Raw genomic sequence first — 26,393 nt, forward strand, 5'->3', positions numbered from 1 at the left:
GGTCCGACATGCACACCCGACTCCCTGACCACGGCATTGCCTGGGACGATCTCCAGCGCGAGATGGAACAAGCCGCACGCCAAGACGCCGACTGGCGCGGCGGCCGCCTGCCGATGTTCATTCACTATGCCGGCGACGACGTGCTCGAGGTCGCCAAGAAGGCGTACCTGATGTTCTTCTCGGAGAACGGATTGGGCCCCCGCGCCTTCGCCAGTCTCGACAGGTTCGAGAAGGACGTGGTCGCCATGGGCCTGGGCCTGCTGCACGGCGGGCCCGAGGCGCGCGGCGCGATGACCACCGGCGGCACCGAGAGCATCTTCCTCGCCGTGAAATGCGCACGAGACCGCGCACTGGCATCCCGCCCCGGCCTGGGAAAGGCCCAGATCCTGATGCCCCGCAGTGCACACCCGGCCTTCGACAAGGCCGCGCACTTTCTCGGCCTGGAGCCCGTGCGCACACCGCTGGGAAAAGACTTCCGCGCCGACCTGGATGCGATGCGCGCGGCGCTGACGCCCAACACCGCGATGATCGTCGGCTCGGCGCCCTCCTTCCCGCACGGCGTGGTCGATCCGATCTCCGAGCTTGCCGCGCTGGCCCGGGAACACGGCACCTGGATGCACGTCGACGCCTGCGTGGGCGGCTATTTCGCACCGTTCGCGCGGGAACTCGGCGCCGATATCCCCGACTTCGATTTTGCGGTCGATGGCGTGACCTCGATATCCGCCGACCTTCACAAGTACGGCTACACCGCCAAGGGCGCCTCGACGCTCTTCTTTGCCGACCCCGCTTCGTTCGCGCTGATGGGCTACGCCTTCGACAACTGGCCGCGCGGCCAGTACTTCACGCACACCTTGGTGGGCACGCGCGCCGGCGGCGCCATCGCTGCCGCATGGGCTGTCATGAACTACCTCGGCAAGGACGGTTACCTGCGCGTCGCGCAGCGCGTTCTGAACGTCAGGCGGACCCTGCAGGCGGGACTGGACGCACTCGGCTTGCCCACCATCGGGAAGCCCGAGCTGTCGATCTTCGCCTTCGGTTCGCCGCAGCGCGACATGGCAGCCATCGGCAAGGGGATGGGTGCGCGTGGATGGACCGTAGGCTACGTCAACGATCCGCCGGGCATCCATCACATGCTCAACCTGACGCACGAGCCGGTGCTGGGACGGTATCTTTCGGATATGGCCGACGTTCTGGCGGACCCGTCCACACAGGCCCGCGGCGCTTCGAGCACGATGCCCGCACACTACTGAGGCCAGTGTCGTCGCCGGCCGCGCGCTCGAGTGCTCGACACAGGCAGACCTAGGGTTTCTTCCGCCAGCCGAACCTGGATTTCCACGGATCATTAATGAGGCAAGCGCTTCACAGCGTTGCCACACGTCCGTGCTGCGCGACTGCTGCCGTTCGGTGTGGCTTCCTGCACATCTTTCGCGACATTTAAGATGATGGCTGCTCGAGGACAAGCTGAATAGCCATAAAGTTCTCTCATGACTGCCCCTCTCGGCGTTGGAGCGACGCGAGACCTTATTTTCCTGGTGCTTTGATGGATATCGGTGGAGAGACGCCCCAACGGCGTATGTCGCTTTCAACTGCGCAGCGGCGGTTGTGGTTTCTGGATCGGATCAAGGCCGATGTTCGCGATGCCTATCACCTCTCGGGCGCGCTCGAATTCGATGGCCATCTCGACGAAGGTGCCCTGAGGCGTGCCCTCGAGGCGCTGGTGACGCGCCATGAGGTGCTCCGCGCCACCTTCGCCGAGATCGATGGCGAGCCGATGCAGCGCATTGCGCCGCCGGGCCCCTTCCTGCTCGAAAGAAGAGACCTGCAGCACTTGGCTGCGGCGGACCTGGACGCCGAACGCGAGCGCCAGATCCAGGAGGCATGCACGGCACCGTTCGACCTGGAGACGGGCCCCCTGATCCGCGGACGGCTGCTTCGGCTCGGACCGCAGCGTCATACCCTCGTGCTCAGCCTGCACCACATGGTGACCGACGGCTGGTCGACGGCCGTGCTCATGAACGATGTCGCCGCGTTCTATACCGCGTTCGTGCAGGGCCTGCCGGACCCGCTGCCGGCCTTGCCTGCCCAGTACGCAGACCACGTGGCAGAAGAGCAGGAGCGCGCCTCGTCACCCATGCGCAGAACGCGTCTCGCGTATTGGCAGCACCAGCTCGAAGACTCTCCGGAGTTGCTGGAGCTCCCCACCGATCGCCCGCGGCCGCCGGTGCAGGACCATTCCGGCGACCGTGTCGAGATCGTGTTTCCCACGCGGCTTGTCACCGCCCTTCGCGAGTGGGCAAAGCAGCGCGACGCCACCTTGACCATGGCGCTGCAAGCCGGGCTCAACGTGCTTTTCTCGCGCCTGAGCGGTCAGCAGGACGTGGTGATCGGCACCGCCGTCGCGAATCGCCGGCGGCCGGCGTACCGGCAAGCCATGGGCTTTTTCGTCAACACGCTCGCGCTGCGAACGGACCTGAGCGACAACCCGACTGCCGATGTGCTGCTGGACCGGGTCCGCAGTGTCGGCCAGTCCGCTTACCTGCGGCAGGACGTTCCATTCGAACAGGTCGTCGAACTGGTGCGGCCCGCGCGCAATCCGAGCCACAGCCCCATCTTCCAGGTGCTGATGGCCATCCAGAACTACGACACCGAGCCGATCCAACTGCCCGGCGCCACCTTGCAATTGGTGGTGGTCCCGCCGCACAGCGTGGCTTCCGACCTGATGGTGCTCCTGCGCGAAACACCAGACAGCATGGTGGGTCGGATCGCCTACGCCACCGCCTTGTTCGACCACACGACCATCGAGCGCTGGGTCGGCTATTTGATGCGCCTGCTCGAGGGCATGGCGAGCGACGGCACGCAGCGCGTTGCCGAACTCCCCATGCTGGCTGACGACGAGCGATCGCTGCTGCTGGAAGGATTCAACGCCACGCGCACCACGCCCGCCGCCGACACGTTGGTCCACACCCTCTTCGAGGCGCAGGCTGCCCGCACCCCGGATGCCGTGGCGCTCGTTGCCGATCACAAGAGCTGGCGCTACGCCGAGCTCGATGCCCAGGCCGACCGCCTCGCGCGCCGGCTGCACGCAGGTGGGCTCGGGCCTGGGCAGCGCGCAGCCCTCTTCATCGGGCGCGGCGCCGACATGATCGTGGCGATGATCGCGGTGTTGAAGTGCGGCGGCGCCTACGTGCCGCTGGATCCTGCCGATCCGCCGGAGCGCATTGCCCGCATGCTCGACGATGCAGCGCCGCAGGTCGTGCTGACCCAGAAGCGGCTGCAGGCCGCGTTGCCCAAGCGGGATGCACCGCAGGTCGTACTGGACGCCGAGCCAGGGACTGCAACCCAATCGGCTGCTGGGCCTTTCACGGTCGACGTTCGCCCCGATCATGCGGCCTATGTCATCTACACCTCGGGCTCGACGGGCACGCCCAAGGGCGTCGCGGTGCCGCACGCGGCCTTGGTCAACCTCATCCAATGGCAGTCCCGCCGGCGCCAAGGCGCGCTTGCGCCACGCACCCTGCAGTACGTGGCGCTCGGATTCGACGTCGCCTTCCAGGAGATCTTCACCACCTTGTGCGGCGGCGGTGCGCTGGTACTGATCCATGAGGGCGTTCGACGCGACATGTCTGCGTTGCTCCGGGTGCTGCGCGACCAACGCGTCGAGCGCTTGATCCTTCCCTTTATTTCGCTGCAGCACCTGGCGGAGGAAGCGGCAGCCTCGACCGATGCCCTTCCCGCGTTGCGGCAAGTGATCACCGGGGCCGAGCAGCTGCGCATCGGCACGGAAATCCGGGCCTTGTTCAAGCGCCTTGGCACCTGCAAGCTGCAAAACCAATATGGCCCGACCGAATACCCGGTGGCGACGGCGCTCGACCTGCATGGGCCACCGGACAGCTGGCCCCTGCTGCCATCGATCGGCCGCCCCATCGACAACACCGTCCTTCGCATCCTCGACGCTTTCGGCCAACCCGTGCCGATCGGCGTGAAGGGAGAAATTTTCATCGGGGGCGCCGGCATGGCGTGCGGCTACCTGGGGCAGCCCGCGCTCAGCGAAGCCGTGTTCGTCGACGATCCCTTCAGCCCGCATCACGGAGCGCGCCTCTACAAGACAGGCGATATCGGTCGCTGGCGCAGCGACGGGTGCATCGACTTCGTCAGCCGTTGCGACGACCAGGTCAAGCTGCGCGGCTTTCGCATCGAACTCGGCGAAATCGAGGCGCAGCTGGGGCAGCACCCGTCGGTCGCCGACGTCGCCGTGCTCCTGCGCGAGGACGATCCCGGACACAAGCGGCTCGTGGCCTACCTGACCTTGACGCCGGGCGTGCCCGAGCCCGGCACCGCTGGCGCGCTCAAGCGCTTCCTGCGCAGCGTCCTGCCGGAGTACATGGTTCCCAGCGAACTCGTGGTGCTGGATGCGTTCCCGCTGACGGTGAACGGCAAGGTGGATCGCCGGGCCTTGCGCCCGCCACCGCTCAGACCAGAAGGCAGCGACAGGGTGCTGCCGCGCAACCGTACGGAAGAGGCTCTCTGGGAGATCTGGCGCGGTGTGCTCCACACCACGGCCTTCGGCGTCGAGGACAGTTTCTTCGACCTCGGGGGGCATTCGCTGCTGACGATGCAGGTCGCGTCCCGCATCCGCCAGCAGCTCGGCGTCGAGCTGTCCCTGGCGCTCCTGTTCGAGCACGTCACCATTGCCGCGCTCGCCGCGTGGCTGGACGAGGCACTGCCCCGCACCGCATCGACCGAGGCGGTTCCCATCCCACGCATCGCCCGCGGCCGCGCCCTTCCGGTGTCTCTGTCGCAGCGGCGCATGTGGGTGATCCAGCAGTTCGACCCCGCGTCGGTCGCCTACAACGTGCCGGTCTCGCTGCGGCTGCGCGGTGCGTTCGATCCTCGCCTGCTGCAGGCTGCCTTCGACCGGATCGTCCAGCGCCATGAAGGCTTGCGTACCCGCTTTGCGATGCAGGAAGAGCCAGTCCAGCACATCTCGCCATCCCTGTCCGTGAACGTCGAGCAGATCGACCTGCGCGCGCGCCCTGCCGCCGGCAGGCTCGAGGAAGCGCGTTCGATCCTTGGCGAGCGGGCGTCCAGGCCCTTCGATCTCACCCAGGCGCCCCTGCACCACGCAACGCTGGTCATCCTCGACGACAGCGACCATGTGTTCCTGTGGGTGATGCACCACGCGATCACCGACAACTGGTCGATCGCGATCCTGATGCGCGATCTTCTCGCGACGTATGCATCGCTCTCGACGGGCGGAGCCGCGGAGTTGCCGCCGCTCGCAATCGAATATGCGGACTACGCCGCATGGCAGCGCTCGCCGGCAGCGGCTGCGCAGCGCCACCACCAGATCGAATTCTGGGTCGAGCGCTTGAGCGGGCTGCAGCCGCTCAACCTGCCGACCGACCACGTGCGCCCGCCGCTTCCCAGTTTTCACGGGTCCAAGGTGTCGGTCGCGCTGCCGCCTGCGCTGCTCTTGAGCTTGCGCCGCTTCTGCGGCCAGCACGCAGTCACGCCCTTCGTGGTGCTCCTCTCCGCCTTCAAGCTCATGCTGGCGCGCCATTGCGGCACCCATGACATCGCCGTGGGCACGCCCATCGCCAATCGCCACCACCTGGTCACGGAGCAACTGGTCGGCACGCTGGTCAACACGCTGGTGATGCGCACAGATCTGTCCGGCAATCCGGATTTTTCCGAGCTGCTGCAACGGGTGCGAACGACCGCCCTGCAAGCCTATGCCCACCAGGACGCGCCCTTCGACGAGATCGTGGAAGCGCTGGGGCAGGATCGCCGCAGCCATCCCGAAGGCCTGGTACGCACGCTCTTCAATGTGCTCAATGCACCGCTCGGCCAACTGCCCGCCGTCGACTTCAGCTACCAGGAATTCGATCTCGAGCGCACCGCGGCACAGTTCGACCTGTCGATCCACGTCGATACGGAATTCGGCCACCGCATCCACCTGGAGTATTCGACCGACCTGTTTGCCGCCACGTCGGCAGAACGCATGCTCGAGAACTATTTGTCGCTGGTCGAGCAGGTGCTCGGCAATGAGCACCTGCCGATCTCGGACTACCAGCTCCTCGCGCCCTCCCAGCTGGCGCTGTTGCGCGATCACTGGAATGCGACGCAGCAAGCCCTTCCGCCTCGACAGCTCATCCATCAGCATCTGCGCTGCGGGGAGCACGCGCTGCGCGACCGGGTCGCGGTCATCGATTCGCAGGGCAAGCGCACCACCTACGGCGAGCTGAATGCTGCCGTGGCGCTGCTCGCGTCGGCACTGCGCGCACACGGCTTCGGGCGCGGCCACCGCATCGGCCTGAGCCTGGCGCGCGACGCCGGCATGCTGACGGCACAACTTGCGGTGCTGACCGCAGGCGCGGCTTATGTGCCGCTGGATCCCAATTTTCCAATCGACCGGTTGAGCTACATGGCCGGAGATGCGGGGCTATCGGCGATCCTCGCAGGGCCAGACTCGGCGGCGCACTTCCGGGAAACAGGGGTGCCCTTGCTGGACCCGGTGGTGCTCCTGAAGGAGGCAGAGACGGCGCCACCACCGGCGTTGCGTCCGGATCCGAAGCGCGATGCGCAGCCGCTCGATCCCGCCTATTTCATCTACACGTCTGGGTCGACAGGCAGGCCGAAAGCGGTGGCGGTGCCGCACCGCGCAGTGGTCAATTTCCTGGTCGCCATGGCGCGCGAGCCCGGGCTGGACGAAACGGATCGACTGGTGGCGATCACGACGCTGTCCTTCGACATCGCGGTGCTCGAGCTCTTGCTGCCGCTCGCCGTGGGCGCGCAGGTCATCGTGGCCGACAGCGACCACGTGGCCGACCCGAGGCAACTGCGCGCGATGCTCGAGCGCCACGATGCCACCCTGATGCAGGCAACCCCCTCCGCCTGGCGTGCGCTGCTCGACACCGGATGGACGGGACGCCCGGGCTTTCGCGCCCTCATCGGCGGCGAGCCTCTGCAGGTTCCCCTCGCCGAGCAGCTTCTGGAGAACTGCTCCGAACTCTGGAACATGTATGGGCCTACTGAAACCACCGTCTGGTCCACCACCTGGAGGGTGCATTCGCCGCGGCAGGGCATCTCCATCGGACGGCCTATCGGCAACACGTCCGTCTGGGTGCTCGATGAGCGAGGACTGCCCAGCCCGATCGGGGTGCCCGGCGAACTCTGCATCGGCGGACTGGGCGTGGCGCTGGGCTACCACGCGCGCGAGGCGCTGACGGCCGAGCGCTTTGTCGTCGACCGCTGGCGCGACGAAGCCGACGCACGGATGTACCGGACCGGCGACCTGTGCCGCTGGCGCCACGATGGCCTGCTCGAGCATCTGGGCCGCCTCGACCATCAAGTGAAGGTGCGAGGGTTCCGCATCGAGCTCGGCGAAATCGAATCGACCTTGTTGGACCACCCCGCCGTGGCCCGGTGCGCCGTCGTCACGCGCGCCGAGCGCGAAGACGACGTCCGCCTGGTCGCCTACGTGGTCCCGCAATCGCCGGAGCTCTACGTGCCGGCGTTGCGCGAGCACCTGCAGTCCTGTCTTCCCGAGTACATGGTGCCGCAGCATCTGGTGGTTCTGAAGGCCATGCCCCTGCTGCCCAACGGCAAGCTGGACCGCAACGCGCTGCCTGCCCCTGACGTCGAAGCATCACGCACCACCCGCACCCGCCAGCTGCCGGTCACCGAGGAGGAGAAGGTCATTGCCGAGATCTGGTCCGAACTTCTCGGCGTGGAGGATGTCGAGGCGACCGACAACTTCTTCGAGCTCGGGGGCCACTCGCTGCTGGCGATGCGCGCAGTGAGCGCCATCAAGCAGAGGCTCGCCATGCAGGTCGCGCCGCGCAGGCTTGTCTTCGAGACCTTGCGTCAGGTGGCGAACAGGAGCAGCGCAAGCAGGTCGTGACAGGTCTGAGCTCGATCGTGCCGACCGATCCATCCATCACCGCCAGGCGCTCCAGCGAGCGCAGGCGCTTTCACCAGTGGCGTGCGCTACTGCACCGATGGTGAAGCACTTTCCTGCGATCACCGACCCAGAACGTCTCGGTGAGTTGTTGAGGATGCGAGACTTTGGGCCAGGTTGAAGCCGCTTGATGGCCTCGGTCCGAATCTAGCAGTTGCCCCCAAAGTTGCCCCGCGAATGGCCGGAAAGGGACGGAGAACTGCGGACGAGCTTGGAATGAAAAAGCCCTAAGTTCTTGACTACTTAGGGCTTTTAACTTTGGCGGACGTCTATGGACGACTGCAAAGTGATGACTGGTGGCCTGGGGCGGAATCGAACCACCGACACGCGGATTTTCAATCCGCTGCTCTACCAACTGAGCTACCGGGCCTGTGTGCAGCCAGCGATTATACAGTGCCTCGCCGCCCTCTCGAGAGATCGACACCGAGCTGCTTCAACTTGCGATAAAGATGGGTGCGTTCGAGCCCTGTCTTCTCGGCCACGCGGGTCATCGATCCGTTCTCCATCGCGAGATGGAATTCGAAGTAAGCCTTCTCGAAGCCATCGCGTGCATCGCGCAGCGGCCGGTCGAGATCGAAGCTCTGCATGGCCTGGGGTCCGGTATCGACCGGAGAGATCTGCGGGGCCGCCGGCACCAGCGAGTTCTCGCCCATCGTGGTGACCACGGTCGGAAGGTTGTTCGCGGTGGTCGGCACCACGCTCGCCGCCGCGCGACGCGCGTTCTCGCGTGCCAATCCTTGTTCGACCGCCTTCAGCAGCTTCTGCAGGGTGATGGGCTTTTCGAGAAAAGCAAACGCGCCGATGCGTGTGGCGTCCACGGCGGTGTCGATGGTGGCGTGGCCACTCATCATGATGACCGGCATGCTCAGGAGACCCGCGGTCGACCATTCCTTGAGCAACGTGACGCCGTCGGTGTCGGGCATCCAGATGTCGAGCAGAACGAGATCGGGGCGCGCGCGCTGCCGGGCGGCACGGGCTTCAGCCGCGTTCTCCGCGAGCTCGACGTTGTGTCCTTCGTCGTTCAGAATTTCGAAGAGCAGGTCTCGAATGCCCAGCTCGTCGTCGACCACGAGGATGTTTGCCATGAATGCTTGTGTTGTGCGTCCGTATGGGTTTTCTTGCTGACCCGCCCCGCCGCGCAAGCAAGCGCTCAGGCAACGGGCGACGTCGGATCCTTGGCGTGAGCGAGCGCTCCCTGCGCTTCGCCAGCCAATACGAATGATAACGAGACTTGCGCGCCAGCCACAGCGCCTTCCACGACGCGGTTGGAAAGTTCGATGCGCGCACCGTGCTCGTCGGCAATTTTCTTGACCACGGCAAGGCCAAGGCCGGTGCCTTTGGTCTTGGTCGTGACGTAGGGCTCGAAGGCTCGCTTGAGGATGTTCTCGGCGAAGCCTGGCCCGCTGTCTTGCACCGTGAGCCGCACGCGCTGGCCCGAGTCGGCGAGCCGTGTACGAATGACGACTTCGCCCGGACGCCCGCTCCCATGGGCCGCAGCCTCCGCGGCGTCCTGGGCGTTTTGCAACAAGTTGTGAATGATCTGCCGGATCTGCTGCGCATCGGCCCGGATTGGCGGACAGCGCTCGTCGAGCTCGCTGCGCAATGCGATGGGCGTGTTCTCGGCAGCGTAGAGCTGGAGCACGTCGGCAACCAGCGCGTTGAGGTCGACCGGCTTCAGGTCCGCCGCCGGCAGGCGCGCATAGTCGCGGAACTCGTTGACGAGGCGCTTCATCGCGTCGACCTGGTCCACGATGGTCCGGACCGACTTGACCAGGATCGCCTGCTCCGTCGGCGCGACCTTGCCACTGAGCTTCATTTCAAGGCGCTCGGCCGACAGCTGGATCGGCGTGAGCGGGTTCTTGATTTCGTGCGCCAAGCGGCGCGCCACCTCGCCCCACGCCTGGGCCCGCTGGGCCGACACGATCTCGGAGATGTCGTCGAACACCAGCAGCCGCGCCTCTCCCGGCAACTGCGCGCCGCGCGCAACGATGTTGACTGCGTCCTGCGACACACCCTCGCCACTGGTGTGCAGCTCGAAGGCATGTTGCCAGTGGTCGAGGCCGTGCTGCAGGCGCTCGACTTCGAAGTCGTCGAACTGCTGCTGCACCGCCTGCCCGAACTCGGCCAGGCCGGGCACATCGACCAGCCGCTGACCCTCGAAGGCCGCGAGCGGCGCCCGCAGCACGCGCGTGGCGCCCGGATTGGTGGACAGCACGACGCCGTTCTCGTCCAGCACCATCACGCCCGAGGTCAGGTTGTCGAGAATGGTCTGCAGGTTGGCCCGCGCCGCATCAAGCTCGCCCAGGGTCTTCTCGACCGCCGCGCGCGCGTCGGCCAACTGCTGGGTCATGACGGCGAAGGAGCGGGTGAGCCCGCCGAGCTCGTCGCGGCCCTGGACCACCGCGGTGGGTCGCAGGTCGCCGCCGGCCACCTGCCGAACGCCGTCGGCCAGCACGAGCAGCGGACGCGCGAGCTGGGTACCGAACAGCACCGCGAGCAGCACCGCTCCGAACACCGCGAGGAAGAGCGTCAAGGTCAGAGTGCCGATGTACATGCGGCGCAATCCTTCACGCGCCAGCGCCCGCTCCTGGTACTCGCGATTTGCCTCCTGTACCGCGAGCGCATTGGCCACCACCGCGGGCGGCAGCGGCTGGACGACCTGCAGGAAGCGCGGCTCGGTGCTGAAGTCGAAACCGGGCCGCTGCACCAGCGCGAGCGCACGTACGCTGGCGGGCGGCGGCTGCGTCACGCCGGGCCCAGGGCTCTCGTCCAGCCCTTCGATGTGGGCGATGGCGCGATCGGCACGCACCTGGCGCAACTGCTGCGGCGAGGGTCGCTCAGGATTGAGCTGGAAGCGCGAGGCCCCCGCGCCGGCGATCAGCTGTCCGGAAGCGGTCCAGAGCACCACGTCGGTGGCACCCAACTGGTCGCGGATGCGCTCGAGCACCAGCCCGGCGCTGGCATCGGGCACGTCGGCGAGCTGGGTGCTGGCGCTGCGCACCTTGCTCACGAGGTCATCGGACAGTGAATCGAGGGTCGCGCGGCCCAGGTTCAGGCCGGCGTCGAGCGCGCCCTCGACCTTGACATCGAACCAGCTCTCGATCGAGCGCGCAACGAATTGGTAGGAAACGACGTAGACCAGCACGCCGGGCACCACGCCCACCAGCGCGAAGATGGCGGCGAGCTTGATCAGCAGGCGGCTGCCGAATTTGCCCTGGCGCAGCCGCCGCAGCAGGCGGAAGGCGACCCAGCCGATGACCAGCACCAGCACTACCGCCACGACCACGTTGATGCCGAAGAGGCGCGCGTAGTTGCGCTCGTAGAGCTGCCGGTTGTTGGTGGACTGCGCGAGCAGGAACATCAACACCAACCCGATGGCCGTGACCAGGAAAGCGCTGACGCCGATGGCCCACTTTGTGGCGCGGGCGCGGCTTGCTGCCGACGACCTGCGGACACCAGCCGGAGAGTCGTTGCTCACTTTGCCTTCTCCAGGGGCAAGCGCGCGCTGCGCTCGACAGAGATGTTCCAGTCGGCCTGGCCGACCACGCCGATCTGGAAAGGCCGCGGCAGTTGCGAGGTGTCGAGGCGGAAGCGAAAGCTCACGGGGTGGGCGCCTTCGTCGCCGATCTCGGAAACGTCGCCGAGCCGCAGCCGCGCCACGCGGCGCACGCCGTCGAGCGCTTCCGCCAAGGTGTCGAAATTCTGGTTCAGGGATACGCCGAAGCCCGAATTGGTGATCGGTACCGGCGAGACATTGAGCCGCCAGCGCCGGGTGAGCGGCTGGTAGGCAAGCCGCATATGACGCACTGCCTGGGCTACCTTCTGATCGGTCCAGTACCAGCGCTCGCGATAGAGCTCGGCCTCGGCGACAAAGTAGATGGCGATGCCCTTCTCGAGCACTTCCTCGACCAGATTCGGTAGTTCGAACTGAACCTGGGCGTTGAGGTAGACGCCATCGTCTGCCTCTTCGAGCTTCAGCTGACTCACCGTAGCGGTCTTGCCGGACTGGGCTGGCGCGGGCACCGACCAGCAGGCCAGAAAGCAAGCCAGCGCCAGGAGGGCCGTCAGCCATCCCCTGCGCCGACGTTCAGCGGGGCGCCTGTTTTCCAAGCAATGCGTAGAAAAAACCGTCGTGATCACCCAAGGCATTGTCCGGGACGCCACGGGCAATCTCCCCGCTTTGCGGCAGCAAATGACCCGGGGAAGGCAGCAAACGGGCGTCGGTGTTGTGCGCAAGGAACGCATCGATCTGGTGCACGCCCTCTTCCTTGAAGACCGAACAGGTGCAGTAGAGCAGGCGTCCGCCTTCGCGCAACAGGGGCCAGAGGGCCGCCAGCAGCATGGCCTGCAGCAGCGCCAGGCGTTCGGTGTCGCTCTCGCGGCGCAGCCAGCGCACGTCGGGATGCCGGCGCACGATGCCCGAGGCGGTGCAGGGTGCGTCGAGCAGGATGGCATCGAAGGCCTCTCCGTCCCACCAGTCCCTCGGCCGGCCGGCATCGGCCACGACGACGTTGGCGCTCAGACCGAGCCGGGCGAGGGTCTCGCCAATGCGCCGGCTGCGCTTGGCATCGATCTCGAGCGCGGTGAGCTCAATGGCGCCGGGCCCGGCCACTTCGAGCAGGTGGGCGGTCTTTCCGCCAGGCGCTGCACAAGCGTCGAGCACCCGCAGCGGTCTGCCCCCCTGCACAGTGCCGAGCAGGCCATCGAGCAGGAGCGGCGCGGCAAGCTGTGCCGCGGCGTCCTGCACAGAGCAATGGCCGTCGGCAAAGCCCGGCAGATCCTGCACCGGGCGGGCCCGTAGCAGCTGCAGTCCGGTCGCGGCGACAGGGACCGCCTGGAGGCCCGCGAGCGCCAGCGCAGCTTGGTAAGAAGGCCGGTCTCCGGATCGGGTGTTGACCCGCAGCGTCAATGGCGCCTGCGTGTTGTCTGCGGCCAGGATGTGTTGCCAGTCGTGCGGGTGATCGCGCCTGAGGCGCTCGATCCACCAGCGCGGATGATTCCACTGAGCGACCGGCTCGCGGTCGGTGGCGGCCACCAGTTCTTCTCGTTCCCGCAGGAAGCGACGCAGGCATGCGTTGACGAAGCTGGCCTGTGCGCGCGTGCCGGGATTGCGCTTGGCCGCCTCGACCGTCTGATCGACCAGGGTGAAGGGCTCGTAGGGCGCCTGCGTGGCGTCCCATGCCAGGGCAAGAGCGGTGCAAAGCAGTGCGTCTGCGGCCGGCGGCGGCGTGCGCTTGGCCAATTGCCGGCGCAGGGCCTCGGCCCGCCCAAGCCAGCGCAATACCTGAAAGCCGAGCGCCTGCACTCCGGGCCGCAGCGCCGGTGGAACGCCTTCGAAGGCGACGGTGCCGGAAACGCCGCCGCGGATCGCGGCAAGCGCAACGGCGGTGAGCTGCAGCTGTCGCCAGAGCGGGGGCGCAAAGGGCTGTGCCGCGTGAAGAGGATCTGAAGAGTCTGCCAAGTTGAAATCGATGATGGACAAAGGCGATGTCAGCGCAAAGGCGCCGCCGGTCGCAACTGCATGATCCACGCCACCAGCAGTGCGGGGAACTGGACGATGGCCGCGTTGTATTGTTCAACGGCCTGGTTGAACTGGCTGCGCGCGATTTCGGCGGCGGCCGAGGGCTCGGGCCAGGCCATCGGCACGGGCGCGCCCTCGTGCCGGCCATTGAGCGGCGCGGGCCGCGACAGGGTCCCGTCGGCCTCGAAGCTGATTACCGCGTCGGGATGGAGCCGCTCCCAGGCGCTCAGCATCGCGTGCAACGCGGCCGCCAGTGCCGTGATGCGAGCAGGGTCCAGCGGTTTCAGGCGCGTGGCGACCAGCAGCGTCACCAGTTGGGCGGTCGACGCCTTCAGGCCGGCGTCCTCCCGCGCCGTGCCGGAAGCGGCCTCCACGGGCACGAGCTCCTCGGCGAGGCGTGCCTGGACGAATTCGAGCTGGCGCACCAGCGTCAGGTCGAGCGTCGCATAAGCCTGCAGCGCCCCCGAACGGAGTCGCACGATGCGGTTGTAGGCGCCGATGAACCAGAACAGCGCCACTGCGCCGAGGATCCACCAGAGAAGCGAGTCAGGCATGGCGCTCAAACTGCCCTCCGCCAGAAAAAAGCCCCCGATCCGCGGGCGGAAGGGGGGCGTGGGAGTCCGGTCATGCCGGCGATGCTAACCAGTTATTCCGTCGCAGCGCCTTCGCTCGCATCGGCCGTACTGGCGTCATCGGTCGAGGCGGTGCTACCGGACAGTTCGGCGGCTTCCGCTTCGGCGATTGCGCGGCGCTCGGCTTCGTCCATCGCGTCCTTGACCTTGCGTGCCTGGTGGTAGGCCATGCCGGTGCCCGCGGGAATCAGGCGACCGACGATGACGTTCTCCTTCAGCCCGCGCAGCTCATCGCGCTTGCCCATGATCGCAGCTTCGGTCAGCACGCGCGTCGTCTCCTGGAACGAAGCGGCGCTGATGAAGCTGTCGGTCGAGAGCGAAGCCTTCGTGATACCGAGCAGCAGGTTGGTGTACGTCGCGGGCAGCTTGTCGTCGGCGCGCAGGGCGTCGTTGGTGTTGAGGATCTCGCTGCGCTCGACCTGTTCGCCGGCGATGTAGTTGGCATCGCCGGGATTCTCGACCACGACGCGGCGCAGCATCTGGCGAACGATCACCTCGATGTGCTTGTCGTTGATCTTCACACCCTGCAAGCGATACACGTCCTGCACCTCGTCCACGATGTAGCGCGCGAGTTCCTCGGAGCCCAGCAGGCGCAGGATGTCCTGCGGATCGGCCGGACCGTCGACGATCGACTCGCCCTTGTTCACCACCTGGCCTTCGTGCACCAGGATGTTCTTCTCCTTGGGCACCAGCTCTTCCCAGACCTTGCCGTCCGGATCGGTGATCTGCAGCCGCACCTTGCCCTTGGTCTCCTTGCCAAAGGACACAGTACCGGTCATCTCGGCGAGCATGCCCTTGTCCTTGGGCGATCGCGCCTCGAAGAGCTCGGCCACACGCGGCAGGCCGCCGGTGATGTCTCGCGTCTTCTGGCCTTCGACCGGAATGCGCGCCAGCACTTCGCCGGGGCCCACGTCCTGACCGTCTCGCACCTGCACGAGCGCACCGATGGGGAAGCCGATGGTCACCGAGTGGTCGGTGCCCGGAATCTTCACCTCGTTGCCCGCGACGTCGATCAGCTTCACCTGCGGACGCACGACCTTGGCCGCGCCACGGCGCTTCGGATCGATGACCACCAGGGTGGACAGGCCCGTGACTTCGTCCACTTGCTTCGCGACCGTGAGGCCTTCCTCGACGTTCTCGAACTTGGTCTTGCCGGCGAACTCGGTGATGATCGGGCGCGTCAGCGGATCCCAGTTGGCCAGCACGTGGCCGGCCTTGACCTGCTGGTCCGCCTTGACAGCCAGCGTCGCGCCGTAAGGCACCTTGTGGCGCTCGCGCTCGCGGCCGTGCTCGTCATGAATGACGATCTCGCCCGAGCGTGCGATCACCACCAGCTCGTTCTTGCTGTTGGTCACGTAGCGCATGGTGGCGTTGAAGCCGATCACGCCGTTGGACTTGGCCTCGACGCTCGACGCCACTGCCGCACGCGAAGCCGCGCCGCCGATGTGGAAGGTCCGCATGGTCAGCTGCGTGCCGGGCTCGCCGATCGACTGCGCCGCAATCACGCCGACTGCTTCGCCGTTGTTGACCAGGCCGCCGCGGCCGAGGTCGCGGCCATAGCACTTGGCGCACAGGCCGAAGCGGGTGGCGCAGGTCAGCGCGGTGCGCACCTTGACCTCGTCCACGCCTTCGTTCTCCAACGCTTCGATCACGTCCTCGTCGAGCATGTCGCCTGCATTGGCCAGCACGGCACGGGTCTCCGGGTGCAGCACGTCTTCGGCCGCGGTGCGGCCGAGGATTCGCTCGCGCAGCGATTCGATGACTTCACCGCCTTCGACAATGGCACGCATCACGGTGCCGTCCATGGTGCCGCAGTCCTGTTCGATGACGACCAGATCCTGCGTCACATCGACCAGGCGACGCGTCAGGTAGCCGGAGTTCGCGGTCTTCAGCGCGGTGTCGGCCAAGCCCTTGCGGGCGCCGTGGGTGGAGATGAAGTACTCCAGCACGTTCAGACCTTCGCGGAAATTCGCGGTGATCGGCGTCTCGATGATCGAGCCGTCCGGCTTGGCCATCAGGCCCCGCATGCCGGCCACCTGCCGGATCTGCGCGGCGGAACCACGGGCCCCCGAGTCGGCCATCATGTAGATGGAGTTGAAGGACTCCTGCTCCACTTCCTTGCCGTGGCGGTCGAGGACCTTCTCCTTCGAGAGTTTGGCCATCATGACCTTCGACACTTCGTCGCCGGCCTTGCCCCAGATGTCCACCACCTTGTTGTAGCGCTCACCGGCGGTGACCAGGCCGGAGACGTACTGCTGCTCGATCTCCTTCACTTCCTTGGCGGAGCGGTCGATGATCCCGTGCTTCTCCGACGGCACCAGCATGTCGTCGATGGCGATCGAGATGCCGGCTTTGGTCGCCAAGCGGAAACCGTTCTGCAGGAGCTTGTCGGCGAAGACCACGGTCTCCTTCAGGCCGCACTTGCGAAAGGAGATATTGATGAGCTTGGAGATCTCCTTCTTCTTCAGCGCCTTGTTGATGTTCGAGAATGGCAGGCCCTTGGGCAGGATCTCGGACAGCAGTGCACGGCCCACGGTGGTATCGACGAGCTCGGTCTTGGGCGTGAACTCGCCCGAGTCCTTGTCCTTCGTGTACTCGGTGATGCGCACGCTGACCTTGGCGGTGAGTTCCACCACGTCGGCGTCGAGCGCGCGCTGGACTTCACCGATGTCGGAGAAGACCAGGCCTTCGCCCTTGCCGTTGATGCGTTCGCGCGTCGTGTAGTACAGGCCCAGCACCACGTCCTGCGAGGGCACGATGGAGGGCTCGCCGCTCGCCGGGAACAGCACGTTGTTGGAGGCCAGCATCAGCGTGCGGGCTTCCATCTGCGCTTCCACCGACAGCGGCACGTGCACGGCCATCTGGTCGCCGTCGAAGTCGGCGTTGAAGGCCGCGCAAACGAGCGGGTGCAGCTGGATCGCCTTGCCCTCGATCAAGATCGGCTCGAAGGCCTGGATGCCGAGGCGGTGAAGGGTCGGTGCGCGGTTCAGCATCACCGGGTGCTCCTTGATCACCTCTTCCAGGATGTCCCACACCACCGGCGTGCCGGATTCGACTTCCTTCTTCGCGGCCTTGATGGTCGTCGCGATGCCCATGGCTTCCAGGCGCGAGAAGATGAAGGGCTTGAACAGCTCGAGCGCCATCAGCTTCGGCAGGCCGCACTGGTGCAGCTTGAGCGTCGGGCCCACCACGATGACCGAGCGGCCCGAGTAGTCGACGCGCTTGCCCAGCAGGTTCTGGCGGAAGCGGCCGCTCTTGCCCTTGATCATGTCGGCGAGCGACTTGAGCGCACGCTTGTTGGCGCCTGTCATGGCTTTTCCGCGGCGGCCGTTGTCCAGCAGGCTGTCCACAGCCTCCTGCAGCATCCGCTTCTCGTTGCGCGCAATGATCTCGGGCGCCTTCAGTTCGAGCAGTCGGCGCAGGCGCGAATTGCGGTTGATGACGCGACGATAGAGGTCGTTCAGGTCGGAGGTCGCGAAGCGGCCGCCATCCAACGGCACCAGCGGACGCAGGTCCGGCGGCAGCACGGGCAGCACGTCCAGCACCATCCACTCGGGCTTGATGCCCGACTTGCGGAAGGCTTCCAGCACCTTGAGGCGCTTGGAGTTCTTCTTGACCTTGACTTCGGAGCCGGTCAGGTCACCACGCAGCTTCTCGATCTCGCTGTCGAGCTCGATGCCCATCAGCAGGTCCTTGATGCCTTCGGCACCCATCTTGGCGATGAACTCGTCGCCGTATTCCTTGCGCTTCGCGTCGTAGTCGTCCTCGGACATGATGCCGAATTTCTTCAGCGGAGTCATGCCGGGATCGGTGATCACATAGGCTTCGAAGTACAGCACACGCTCGATGTCGCGCAGGGTCATGTCAAGCACGAGGCCCAGGCGCGACGGCAGCGACTTCAGGAACCAGATGTGCGCGCACGGCGCGGCCAGGTCGATGTGACCCATGCGCTCGCGGCGCACCTTGGTCTGCGTGACTTCAACGCCGCACTTCTCGCAGATCACGCCGCGGTGCTTGAGGCGCTTGTACTTGCCGCACAGGCACTCGTAGTCCTTGATCGGGCCGAAGATCTTGGCGCAGAAAAGACCGTCGCGCTCGGGCTTGAAGGTCCGATAGTTGATGGTCTCGGGCTTCTTCACTTCGCCGAAGGACCACGAACGGATCTTCTCGGGCGAAGCCATGCCGATGCGGATGGCATCGAAATGCTCGTCCGGTGTGAATTGCTTGAACAGGTCGAGTAGCGATTTCATTGACTCTTTCCTTTTTAATCAGTGGGGGACAGCGCAAAAATTGCAGCGCAATTTGTTGGTCTGTCCCGCAAGTCCTTAGGACCGCTCCAGCTCGATATCGAGCCCCAGCGAACGGATTTCCTTGACCAGCACATTGAACGATTCCGGCATGCCGGCTTCGATCGAGTGTTCGCCCTTGACGATGCTTTCGTAGACCTTGGTACGGCCCTGAACGTCGTCGGACTTCACCGTCAGCATTTCCTGCAGGACGTAGGCAGCGCCGTAGGCTTCGAGCGCCCACACTTCCATTTCCCCAAAACGCTGGCCGCCGAATTGCGCCTTGCCGCCCAGCGGCTGCTGCGTGACCAGGCTGTAGGGACCGGTCGAGCGAGCGTGCATCTTGTCATCCACCAGGTGATGCAGCTTCAGCACGTGCATGTAGCCCACGGTGACGGGACGCTCGAACTGGTCGCCCGTGCGTCCGTCGTACAGGTAGGCCTGGGTGCGCGTTGCGGTCAGGCCCTTGGCCTTGGCGATCTCGTCGGGGTAGGCGAGGTGCAGCATGCCGCGGATTTCCTCTTCTGAGGCACCGTCGAACACGGGCGTCGCGAAAGGCACGCCTGTCGACAGATTGCCGGCCATCTCGAGGATGTCAGCGTCGCTCAGCCTGGCGAGGTCTTCCTTGCGGCCCGAGCCGTTGTAGAGCTTGTCCATGAACTGGCGCAGCTCGGCCACCTTGGCCTCGGCCTGCAGCAGATCGCCGATGCGCTGGCCCACGCCCTTGCCGGCCCAGCCCAGATGCACCTCGAGCACCTGCCCGACGTTCATCCGCGAGGGCACGCCCAGCGGGTTCAGGCAGATGTCGCACGGCGTTCCGTCGGCCATGTGCGGCATGTCCTCGACGGGAACGATCTTCGACACCACGCCCTTGTTTCCGTGACGGCCGGCCATCTTGTCGCCGGGCTGCAGGCGCCGCTTGACGGCCAGGTAGACCTTGACCATCTTCAGCACGCCCGCAGGCAGCTCGTCACCCTGCGTGAGCTTCTTGCGCTTTTCTTCGAAGGCGAGATCGAAGCTGTGGCGCGTCTGCTCCAGCGAGTTCTTGATCGACTCGAGCTGCGAAGCCACTTCGTCGTCCGCCGGGCGGATGTCGAACCAGTGGAACTTCTCGATCGACGAGAGGTACGCCTTGTCGAGCTTGCTGCCCTTGGCCAGCTTGTTCGGGCCGCCGTTGGCAACTTTGCCGATCAGGAGCTTCTCGATGCGGTCGAAGGCGTCGGCCTCGACGATGCGCAGCTGGTCGTTGAGGTCGAGCCGGAAGCGCTTGAGCTCGTCGTCGATGATCTGCTGGGCACGCTTGTCGCGCTGGATGCCTTCGCGGGTGAACACCTGCACGTCGATCACGGTGCCCTGCGAGCCCTGGTCCACGCGCAGCGATGTGTCCTTCACGTCGGAAGCCTTCTCGCCGAAGATCGCGCGCAGCAGCTTCTCTTCAGGCGTCAGCGTGGTCTCACCCTTTGGCGTGACCTTGCCGACCAGCGTGTCGCCGGGCTGCACTTCGGCGCCGACGTAGATGATCCCGGATTCGTCCAGGCGATTGAGCTGCTGCTCGGCCAGGTTCGGGATGTCGCGGGTGATTTCTTCCGCGCCCAGCTTGGTGTCGCGCGCCATCACCACCAGTTCCTCGATGTGGATCGAGGTGTAGCGGTCTTCGGCAACCACGCGCTCGCTGATCAGGATCGAGTCCTCGAAGTTGTAGCCGTTCCAGGGCATGAACGCGACCAGCATGTTCTGGCCCAACGCCAGCTCGCCCAGATCCGTCGAGGCGCCGTCGGCGATCACGTCGCCCTTGGCGATCTTGTCGCCACGCTTGACGATCGGACGCTGGTGGATGTTCGTGTTCTGGTTCGAACGCTGATACTTGATCAGGTTGTAGATGTCGACACCCACCTCACCAGCCGCCGCTTCGGCGTCGTTCACGCGCACCACGATGCGGGTGGCATCGACGTAGTCGACCACGCCGCCCCGGCTGGCCGTAACGACCGTGCCGGAGTCGACGGCGGAGACACGTTCGATGCCGGTGCCGACAAAGGCCTTCTCGGGGCGCAGCACCGGCACCGCCTGGCGCTGCATGTTGGCGCCCATCAACGCGCGATTCGCGTCGTCGTGCTCCAGGAAGGGCACCAGCGAAGCGGCCACCGACACGATCTGCGCCGGCGACACGTCCATGTACTGCACGCGCTCGGCGGAGACCAGGATCGATTCGCCGGTCTCGCGCGCCGACACCAGGTCGCCGGTCAGGCGGCCGTCCTTGTCGAGCGCGGCGTTCGCCTGCGCGATCACGTACTTGCCTTCCTCGATGGCCGAGAGGTAGTCGATCTCGTTCGTGACCTTGGCGTCCACCACACGGCGGTATGGCGTCTCGATGAAGCCGTACTCGTTCAGGCGAGCGTACAGAGCCAGCGAATTGATCAGGCCGATGTTCGGGCCTTCAGGTGTTTCGATCGGGCACACGCGGCCGTAGTGCGTGACGTGCACGTCGCGCACTTCGAAGCCGGCGCGCTCGCGCGTCAGGCCGCCCGGGCCAAGGGCCGAGACGCGACGCTTGTGCGTGATCTCGGACAGCGGGTTGGTCTGATCCATGAACTGCGACAGTTGCGAGGCGCCGAAGAACTCCTTCAGCGCAGCCGAGATCGGCTTGCTGTTGATGAGATCGTGCGGCATCAGCGGCTCCTGCTCGGCCTGGCCCAGGCGCTCCTTGACGGCCTTTTCAATGCGGGCAAGGCCGGTACGGTATTGATTCTCCGCCAACTCGCCGACGCAACGCACCCGGCGATTGCCGAGGTGATCGATGTCGTCGACTTCGCCGCGGCCGTTGCGCAGGTCCACCAGGATCTTGACCACCGAGAGGATGTCCTCGTTGGTCAGCACCATCGGGCCGGTCGACTCATCACGGCCAACCTTGGCGTTGAACTTCATGCGGCCGACGCGCGACAGGTCGTAGGTGTCGGGGTTGTAGAACAGGCGCTGGAACAGGGCCTGCACCGCGTCTTCCGTCGGCGGCTCGCCGGGGCGCATCATGCGGTAGATAGCCACGCGGGCGGCGAACTCGTCCACCGTCTCGTCGATGCGAAGGGTCTGCGAGATGTACGCGCCCTGATCGAGTTCGTTGGTGTAGATGGCCTGCAGCTCTTGCACGCCGGCGGCGCGGAGCTTCTTCAGCAGCGCTTCGGTCAGCTCGTCATTGGCCTTGGCCAGGATCTCGCCGGAGTCTGGGTCGACGATGTTGCGTGCCAGCACGCGGCCGACCAGGAAGTCTTCCGGCACGCTGATGTGCGTGGTGCCCGTCTGCTCGAGCTCGCGCGTGTGGCGCGCGGTGACGCGCTTGTCCTTGGCGACGACCACTTTGCCCGACTTGTCAGTAATGTCGAAGCGAGCGACTTCTCCGCGCAGGCGCTCGGAGACGAACTCCATCTGCGCGCCGCTGTCCATGAGGCGGAAGTTGTCATTGACGAAAAAGTTCGCGAGGATTGATTCCGGGTTCAGGCCGATGGCCTTCAGCAGGATCGTCACCGGCATCTTGCGGCGACGGTCGACGCGGAAGTACAGCATGTCCTTCGGGTCGAACTCGAAGTCCAGCCAGGAGCCGCGGTAGGGGATCACGCGGGCCGAGAACAACAGCTTGCCGGAGCTGTGCGTCTTGCCCTTGTCATGCTCGAAGAACACACCCGGCGAGCGGTGCAGCTGCGAGACGATCACGCGCTCGGTGCCGTTGATGATGAAAGAGCCTTTTTCGGTCATGAGCGGCACTTCGCCCATGTAGACCTCCTGCTCCTTCACTTCCTTGACCACCTTCGACTGCGAGGTCGAGGACTCGCGGTCGTAGATGATCAACTGTACCTTGGCACGCACGGCCGAGGCAAAGGTGAGCCCGCGGGTCTGGCACTCGCGCACATCGAAAGCCGGCTTCGCGAGGTTGTACTCGAGGAATTTCATTTCCACGAAGCCGTTGTGCGAGACGATCGGGAAAGCAGCGTCGAAAGCGGCCTGCAGGCCTTCCACGGTGCGTTTCTGAGGGGGGATGCCCGCTTGCAGGAACGCGGTATAGGCGTCCTTCTGCATCTGGAGCAGGTAGGGAATTTCGACGACGCTGTCGCGGTTACCGAAGTTCTTTCGGATGCGCTTGCGTTCGGTGTAACTGTACGTGGACGTTTGGGCCATGAGAGCTCCGGAGCTTGAGATCTTCAGCGACTTGTCAGCAGCGCTTTCGCGCCACTGCTTGGCGGCTGGCCACTACCAGCCGTTGGCGGACAGTGATGCGTTGCACATCACCCGAACCAAGGGATCTTCTGCAGTCGGGGTCAGAAGACACTCAAAAATCATCTTGATCTGGCTTCTCCGTCTACCTCGCGGTCTCCGGGAAAACCGGCATCAAGCCGACTTTTGGGTGCGCTCTGAAAGCGGCAAAGGCTGGAGGGCCTTTCGGCACACTCCAGCCCTGCGTGGGAACCGAATTACTTCAGTTCCGCCTTTGCGCCGGCGTCTTCCAGCTTCTTCTTCATCGCTTCGGCGTCGGCCTTGGCCACGCCTTCCTTCACAGCCTTCGGAGCGGCTTCCACCAGGTCCTTGGCTTCCTTGAGGCCCAGGCCGGTGATTTCGCGCACGGCCTTGATCGCGGAAACCTTGTTCGCGCCAGCTTCCAGCAGCATGACGTTGAACTCGGTCTTTTCCTCGACGGCAGCAGCAGCGGCACCGCCACCACCGGCCGCCGGGGCGGCCATGGCTGCGGCGCTCACGCCGAACTTCTCTTCGATGGCTTTCACCAGATCGTTGAGCTCGAGGACCGTCATGCTGTCGAGCGCGGTCAGAAATGCGTCTTTATCGAATGCCATTTGGGTTTCCTAACAATTGGGTTGAATTTTTCAAAAGCAAGCTCAGGCGGCTTGGGCTTCGGCCGCAGCCTCGGCCGGGGCTTCGCCACCACCACGCTTCTCGGCGAGCGCGGCCAGGACACGGGCCGTGCGCGAGATGGGGGACTGCATCAAGCCCAGCAGTTGCGCCAGCAGCACTTCCTTGGAAGGGATGTTGGCCAGTTGCTTAACGCCTTCGACGTCCAGGGCCTTGCCACCGAAGGCGCCACCGCGAATGACCAGTTTGTCGTTGGTCTTCGCGAAATCGGCCACCACTTTCGCGGCGGCCACGGCGTCCTCGGAGAAGCCATAGATCAGCGGACCGGTCATCTGGTCACCGACGACTTCGAAAGCGCTACCAGCGACAGCACGGCGTGCCAGGGTGTTCTTGAGAACACTCAGGGTCACACCCTTGCTGCGCGCATCGTTGCGCAGACGGGTCATGTCAGCAACCGTGATGCCACGGTATTCCGCCATCACGAGCGTTTGAGCTTTTGCGGCGAGGCTGGTCACATCACTGATGACCGCTTCTTTCTCACTGCGATTCAGACTCAAGGTCTACTCCTTTTCAATGCGTCCTTCGGCCAGGAGCCTCGGGACGCGCTTCATGCAGCGACCAACTGTTTCGGAATGATTCCTTGCAGCGGGATCGCCATCTGCGCTGGTTGCCTCGCGAAGGTCGAAGCGATTAAGTGCAGGCCCTCCTACACGCCAGCGGTCTAGGATGGCCCGGGAAAGCGCTTGCACGCAGCCCCGACCCACCACACCGCCCCGCCCGCCTTTGACAGACAACGGGGCCGATCTCATCGGGGCCCTGCCGAGGCAAGGCCCGCCTTCATTACGCTCAGCCCTGGGCCGAGATGGTCTGCGTGTCCACCCGGACACCCACACCCATCGTCGACGACACGGCCACCTTGCGCAGGTAGATGCCCTTGCTCGAAGCCGGCTTGGCCTTGACCAGCGCCTCGATCAGCGCGGCCAGGTTGCCCTGCAGCTTGTCGGCATCGAACGATCGGCGGCCGATCGTGCCGTGGATGATCCCGGCCTTGTCGACGCGGAACTGCACCTGGCCCGCCTTGGCGTTCTTGACAGCAGTCGCGACGTCGGGAGTCACGGTACCGACCTTGGGGTTCGGCATCAGGCCGCGCGGACCGAGGATCTGGCCCAGCGCACCGACCACGCGCATTGCGTCCGGCGCGGCAATCACCACGTCGAAGGGCATGTCGCCGGCCTTCACCTGAGCAGCCAGATCGTCCATGCCAACGATGTCGGCGCCGGCGGCCTTGGCTTCTTCGGCCTTGGCGCCCTGGGCGAACACGGCCACCCGCTTGATCTTGCCGGTGCCATTGGGCATCACGACCGCGCCGCGCACCACCTGGTCTGACTTCTTGGCGTCGATGCCGAGCTGCACGGCCACGTCGATCGACTCATCGAACTTCGCGGTGGCGGCTTCCTTGACGATGCCAATCGCGTCGACGAGCGGGTACAGCTTGTTGCTATCGACCTTGCCCACGAGGGCCTTTTGTTTCTTGGTCAGCTTGGCCATTTACACGCCCTCCACATTCACGCCCATCGAGCGGGCCGAGCCGGCGATGGTGCGGACCGCTGCATCCAGGTCGGCGGCGGTCAGGTCCTTCATCTTGGTCTTGGCGATCTCTTCGAGTTGTGCGCGCGTGATCTTGCCGACCTTGTCGGTGTGCGGACGTGCGGAACCCTTATCGAGCTTGATGGCCTTCTTGATCAGGGTGATCGCCGGGGGCGTCTTGATGATGAAGGTGAAGCTCTTGTCGGCGAACGCGGTGATGACCACCGGCAGCGGCAGGCCGGGCTCGACGCCCTGGGTCTGCGCGTTGAACGCCTTGCAGAATTCCATGATGTTCAAACCGCGCTGGCCCAGTGCGGGGCCGATAGGCGGCGACGGATTGGCTTTACCAGCTGGCACTTGCAGCTTGATGAAGCCGACGATTTTCTTCGCCATGCTTTACTCCTTGCGGGTCCTAGCGCCTTGGCCTTCTCAGCCGCAGCTCCCCGGGGTTGACGACTCTTCGGTCAAAGCCGCGCGCCGAGTCGGACAACGCGCAGCCGAAAACTGACTCAGGTTTTCTCGACTTGCGAGAATTCCAGTTCAACAGGCGTCGCGCGGCCGAAGATCATGACCGACACGCGCACCTTGCTCTTCTCGTAGTTGACTTCCTCGACCGTACCGTTGAAGTCGGTGAACGGGCCTTCCTTGACGCGCACGAATTCGCCCACGATGAATTCGACCTTGTGGCGCGGCTTCTCGGTGCCCTGCTGCATTTGGGAGACGATGTCCTCGACTTCCTTCTGCGAAATGGGGGCAGGTCGATTCTTCGCGCCTCCGACGAAACCCGTCACCTTGTTGGTGTGCTTCACCAGGTGCCAGCTCTCATCGTCCATGATCATCTCGACCAGCACGTAGCCCGGGAAGAAGCGTCGCTCGGTGGTGCGCTTCTGGCCGTTCTTTATCTCGACCACCTCCTCGGTCGGCACCAGGATGCGACCGAACTTGTCCTGCATGCCGGCCCGATTGATGCGCTCGGTGATATTGCGTTCCACGGCCTTCTCCATGCCTGAGTAGGCATGCACCACATACCAGCGCAGGTCGGGGTTGGCGGGCGGCGCCAGCACGGGCGTATGTTCTGGCGTTGTGTCGACAGCGTCGTCAGTCATCATTTTCTCCAGCCCAGAATGAGGTCGAAAAACACCCATTCGAGCGTCTTGTCCGTAAGCCAGAGGAAGACGGACATAACCAGGACGAAGGCGAACACATAGGCCGTCATCTGGATCGTTTCCTTGCGGCTCGGCCACACGACCTTCTTGACCTCGCGCCACGAATCACGACCAAAGGCCCAAAGCTGGCGGCCATTCTCCGAACTCGCGAAGGCGCCCACGGCGGCCGCCAGCCCCACCAGCAGGACGACCCACTGCACGAGCGCGCCCTGGCGCGACAGCAGGTAAAACGCCACGATGGCGCCCACCGCGAGTACGACAGCCACGGCCAACTTGGCCTTGTCTGCGCCGGTGCTCACGGTTTCGATTTGAGAAGTAGCCATCCTGGGCTTTGTTCCTGCGGCCCTTCGGCCTCTTCAATTCTTGGCGTCATTCCAGACACCGAAGCCC

General features: G+C 65.2%; 15 protein-coding genes and 1 tRNA gene. 2 read left to right on the forward strand and 14 right to left on the reverse strand.

Annotated features, from left to right (window positions below):
- Positions 1-8 precede the first annotated feature (8 nt).
- Positions 9-1,250, forward strand: a complete 1,242-nt coding sequence (locus G3W89_RS25160; protein ID WP_162576704.1) for a pyridoxal phosphate-dependent decarboxylase family protein — start codon at positions 9-11, stop codon at positions 1,248-1,250.
- 323 nt (positions 1,251-1,573) lie between these two features.
- Complete coding sequence (locus G3W89_RS25165; RefSeq protein WP_162576705.1) at positions 1,574-7,903, forward strand: non-ribosomal peptide synthetase; 6,330 nt, start codon at positions 1,574-1,576, stop codon at positions 7,901-7,903.
- Positions 7,904-8,254: 351 nt separating this feature from the next.
- On the opposite strand, the gene G3W89_RS25170 is transcribed toward G3W89_RS25165, so the two are convergent.
- The 14 genes from G3W89_RS25170 to secE form a co-directional block, all read right to left on the reverse strand.
- Positions 8,255-8,330: transfer RNA gene (locus tag G3W89_RS25170), tRNA-Phe, on the reverse strand.
- 16 nt (positions 8,331-8,346) lie between these two features.
- A complete protein-coding gene (locus tag G3W89_RS25175; protein WP_162576706.1) occupies positions 8,347-9,045 on the reverse strand; it encodes a response regulator in 699 nt (232 codons plus the stop codon).
- Between the two features lie 65 nt (positions 9,046-9,110).
- Positions 9,111-11,438, reverse strand: a complete 2,328-nt coding sequence (locus G3W89_RS25180) for a sensor histidine kinase (RefSeq protein ID WP_162576707.1) — start codon at positions 11,436-11,438, stop codon at positions 9,111-9,113.
- Complete coding sequence (locus G3W89_RS25185; RefSeq protein WP_443083184.1) at positions 11,435-12,070, reverse strand: DUF4390 domain-containing protein; 636 nt, start codon at positions 12,068-12,070, stop codon at positions 11,435-11,437. The genes G3W89_RS25180 and G3W89_RS25185 overlap by 4 nt, the downstream gene beginning before the upstream one ends.
- Positions 12,048-13,421 carry a 16S rRNA (cytosine(967)-C(5))-methyltransferase RsmB gene (gene rsmB, locus G3W89_RS25190; RefSeq protein WP_162576709.1) on the reverse strand — a complete coding sequence of 458 codons (1,374 nt, stop codon included), beginning with the start codon at positions 13,419-13,421 and terminating at the stop codon, positions 12,048-12,050. Before rsmB ends, G3W89_RS25185 begins: the two co-directional genes overlap by 23 nt.
- Positions 13,422-13,450: 29 nt before the next feature.
- Positions 13,451-14,035, reverse strand: coding sequence for a LemA family protein (locus G3W89_RS25195; RefSeq protein WP_232076745.1), 585 nt, complete (start codon positions 14,033-14,035; stop codon positions 13,451-13,453).
- Between the two features lie 92 nt (positions 14,036-14,127).
- Positions 14,128-18,363: a DNA-directed RNA polymerase subunit beta' gene (rpoC, locus tag G3W89_RS25200; RefSeq protein WP_162576711.1), complete on the reverse strand. Its 4,236-nt coding sequence runs from the start codon at positions 18,361-18,363 to the stop codon at positions 14,128-14,130.
- 75 nt (positions 18,364-18,438) lie between these two features.
- The gene (gene rpoB, locus G3W89_RS25205) at positions 18,439-22,563 is read right to left on the reverse strand and encodes a DNA-directed RNA polymerase subunit beta (RefSeq protein WP_162576712.1); all 4,125 of its coding nucleotides are present in this window, start codon (positions 22,561-22,563) and stop codon (positions 18,439-18,441) included.
- 293 nt (positions 22,564-22,856) lie between these two features.
- Positions 22,857-23,234 (reverse strand): 50S ribosomal protein L7/L12, encoded by a 378-nt coding sequence (gene rplL, locus G3W89_RS25210; protein ID WP_162576713.1) that lies wholly within the window; start codon positions 23,232-23,234, stop codon positions 22,857-22,859.
- Positions 23,235-23,276: 42 nt separating this feature from the next.
- Entirely contained in the window at positions 23,277-23,807 is a 531-nt protein-coding gene (gene rplJ / locus G3W89_RS25215) for a 50S ribosomal protein L10 (RefSeq protein WP_106559732.1), read from the reverse strand.
- A 289-nt stretch (positions 23,808-24,096) separates the two neighbouring features.
- Positions 24,097-24,798, reverse strand: coding sequence for a 50S ribosomal protein L1 (gene rplA / locus G3W89_RS25220; protein ID WP_162576714.1), 702 nt, complete (start codon positions 24,796-24,798; stop codon positions 24,097-24,099).
- A complete protein-coding gene (gene rplK / locus G3W89_RS25225; protein ID WP_119557817.1) occupies positions 24,799-25,230 on the reverse strand; it encodes a 50S ribosomal protein L11 in 432 nt (143 codons plus the stop codon).
- 116 nt (positions 25,231-25,346) lie between these two features.
- A complete protein-coding gene (nusG, locus tag G3W89_RS25230) occupies positions 25,347-25,943 on the reverse strand; it encodes a transcription termination/antitermination protein NusG (RefSeq protein WP_068684330.1) in 597 nt (198 codons plus the stop codon).
- Positions 25,943-26,326, reverse strand: coding sequence for a preprotein translocase subunit SecE (gene secE, locus G3W89_RS25235; protein WP_162576715.1), 384 nt, complete (start codon positions 26,324-26,326; stop codon positions 25,943-25,945). The genes nusG and secE overlap by 1 nt, the downstream gene beginning before the upstream one ends.
- Between the last annotated feature and the right edge of the window lie 67 nt (positions 26,327-26,393).

Origin of the sequence: Variovorax sp. PBL-H6, from assembly GCF_901827155.1 — a bacterium.
GTDB lineage: Bacteria > Pseudomonadota > Gammaproteobacteria > Burkholderiales > Burkholderiaceae_C > Variovorax.

Excerpts from the sequence above, each read along its gene's own strand:
- rplL (WP_162576713.1), bottom strand. The coding sequence starts at position 23,234 with ATGGCATTCGATAAAGACGCATTTCTGACCGCGCTCGACAGCATGACG.
- G3W89_RS25175 (WP_162576706.1), bottom strand. The coding sequence starts at position 9,045 with ATGGCAAACATCCTCGTGGTCGACGACGAGCTGGGCATTCGAGACCTG.
- G3W89_RS25195 (WP_232076745.1), bottom strand. The coding sequence starts at position 14,035 with ATGCCTGACTCGCTTCTCTGGTGGATCCTCGGCGCAGTGGCGCTGTTC.
- rpoC (WP_162576711.1), bottom strand. The coding sequence starts at position 18,363 with ATGAAATCGCTACTCGACCTGTTCAAGCAATTCACACCGGACGAGCAT.
- secE (WP_162576715.1), bottom strand. The coding sequence starts at position 26,326 with ATGGCTACTTCTCAAATCGAAACCGTGAGCACCGGCGCAGACAAGGCC.
- G3W89_RS25165 (WP_162576705.1), top strand. The coding sequence starts at position 1,574 with ATGTCGCTTTCAACTGCGCAGCGGCGGTTGTGGTTTCTGGATCGGATC.
- G3W89_RS25160 (WP_162576704.1), top strand. The coding sequence starts at position 9 with ATGCACACCCGACTCCCTGACCACGGCATTGCCTGGGACGATCTCCAG.
- rplA (WP_162576714.1), bottom strand. The coding sequence starts at position 24,798 with ATGGCCAAGCTGACCAAGAAACAAAAGGCCCTCGTGGGCAAGGTCGAT.
- rplK (WP_119557817.1), bottom strand. The coding sequence starts at position 25,230 with ATGGCGAAGAAAATCGTCGGCTTCATCAAGCTGCAAGTGCCAGCTGGT.
- rpoB (WP_162576712.1), bottom strand. The coding sequence starts at position 22,563 with ATGGCCCAAACGTCCACGTACAGTTACACCGAACGCAAGCGCATCCGA.
- nusG (WP_068684330.1), bottom strand. The coding sequence starts at position 25,943 with ATGACTGACGACGCTGTCGACACAACGCCAGAACATACGCCCGTGCTG.